Consider the following 1,737-nt stretch of genomic DNA (forward strand, 5'->3'; position numbering starts at 1 on the left):
GGGCGGTAATGTGACGGAGACCGCGCGGCGGGCGGAGATCCACACGAGCCTGTTGTACCGGTGGCGGCGGGCGGCGTTGGCGGCGCCGTCCACGTTGATGCCGGCGGTTCTGATCGATGCGCCTGATCCGTCGCCGGGGCGTACCGAGGGGCCGGCGATCGTGGTGGAGGCGCCGGGCGGGGTGCGGGTGCAGGTGATGGCGGGCGCGCCGGCGGCGCTGGTGACGGCGACGCTGCGGGCCTTGCGATGATCGCGTTCCGTCGGGCGTGCGGGTGTGGATCGCCACGGGCCACACGGACATGCGCAAGGGGATGCAGGGCCTGGCGCTGATGGTCCAGGAGCAGCTGAAGCGCGATCCGCATGCAGGCGACGTCTATGTCTTCCGCGGGCGCGCCGGCGGGCTGGTCAAGGTGCTCTGGCACGACGGGATCGGCATGTCGCTCTACGCCAAGCGGCTGGAGCGGGGGCGGTTCGTGTGGCCGGCGGTGGAGGGCGGCGCGGTGGCGCTGACCGCCGCCCAGCTGGGCTACATGCTGGAGGGCATCGACTGGCGTAACCCCCAGCGCACTTGGCGTCCGAAGAGCGCCGGATAGCCGCAAATTTCCTGGGGCGGCCTGCATTTTGGGGCGCCTCAAGCGGCGGATTTTGTGATTCCATCCGCTCATGGAAGGGGCCGCTTCGCCTGGACCGGAGGAGTTCGAAGCGCTGAGGGCGGCCTTGGCGGCGGCCCAGGCCGAGCTGGCCGTCGCCCGCGCCAAGGCGTCCGACGATCAGGCCCAGATCGCCCATCTGAAGCTCACGATCGCCAAGCTGCAGCGCCAGCTGTTCGGGCCGCACGCCGAGCGCACGCGCCGCCTGCTCGATCAGCTCGAGCTGCAGCTGGAGGCGCTGGAGGCCAGCGCCAGCGAGGACGAGATCGCCGCCGAGACGGCCGCGGCGAGGACCGAGAGCGTGGCCGCCTTCACGCGGAAGCGGCCATCGCGCCAGCCGTTCCCTGAGCACCTGCCGCGCGAGCGGGTCGTGGAGCCCGCACCGTGCGCCTGCCCCGCGTGCGGCGGGACGCGCCTGTCCAAGTTGGGCGAGGACGTCACCGAGACGCTGGAGGTGGTCCCGCGCCAGTGGAAGGTGATCCAGCACGTGCGCGAGAAGGTCTCCTGCCGCGATTGCGAGGCGATCAGCCAGGCGCCGGCCGCGTTCCACGTCACCCCGGGCGGCTGGGCCGGTCCGAGCTTCCTGGCCATGCTGCTGTTCGAGAAGTTCGGGCAGCACCAGCCGCTTAACCGCCAGGCCGAGCGCTACGCCCGCGAGGGCGTGCCGCTGAGCCTGTCCACGCTGGCCGACCAGGTGGACGCCGGCGCCGCGGCGCTCATGCCGCTCTTCCAGCGGCTCGAGGCCCACGTGCTCGCCGCCGAGCGGCTGCACGGCGACGACACGACGGTCCCGGTGCTGGCCAAGGGCAAGACCGCAACCGGCCGATTGTGGGTCTATGTGCGCGACGACGGCCCCTTCGCCGGGCCCGCGCCGCCGGCGGCGGTGTTCTACTACTCGCGCGACCGCAGAGCCGAGCATCCCACGACGCACCTGGCGGACTGGCGCGGCATCCTGCAGGCCGACGCCTACGGCGGCTATGGCGATCTGTATGCGCGCGAGAGCACGCCTGCGCCGATCCTGGAGGCGAGTTGCTGGGCGCACGGCCGCCGCAAGGTCTTCGAGCTGGCCGATGTCGAGACAGCCGCC

Annotated in this window: 3 protein-coding genes; all 3 read left to right on the forward strand. The window is 72.3% G+C overall.

What is annotated here, in order from left to right:
• Positions 1 to 250: hypothetical protein (locus tag DJ019_RS21080; RefSeq protein ID WP_111278740.1), on the forward strand; the 250-nt coding region annotated here is incomplete at its 5' end.
• A gap of 22 nt (positions 251 to 272) precedes the next feature.
• The gene (tnpB, locus tag DJ019_RS20580; protein WP_205854219.1) at positions 273 to 593 is read left to right on the forward strand and encodes an IS66 family insertion sequence element accessory protein TnpB; all 321 of its coding nucleotides are present in this window, start codon (positions 273 to 275) and stop codon (positions 591 to 593) included.
• 70 nt (positions 594 to 663) lie between these two features.
• Positions 664 to 1,737, forward strand: a 1,074-nt coding sequence (tnpC, locus tag DJ019_RS20585) for an IS66 family transposase (protein WP_111278742.1), incomplete at its 3' end; no start/stop codon positions are given.

The organism is Phenylobacterium kunshanense, from assembly GCF_003254525.1.
Lineage (GTDB): Bacteria > Pseudomonadota > Alphaproteobacteria > Caulobacterales > Caulobacteraceae > Phenylobacterium > Phenylobacterium kunshanense.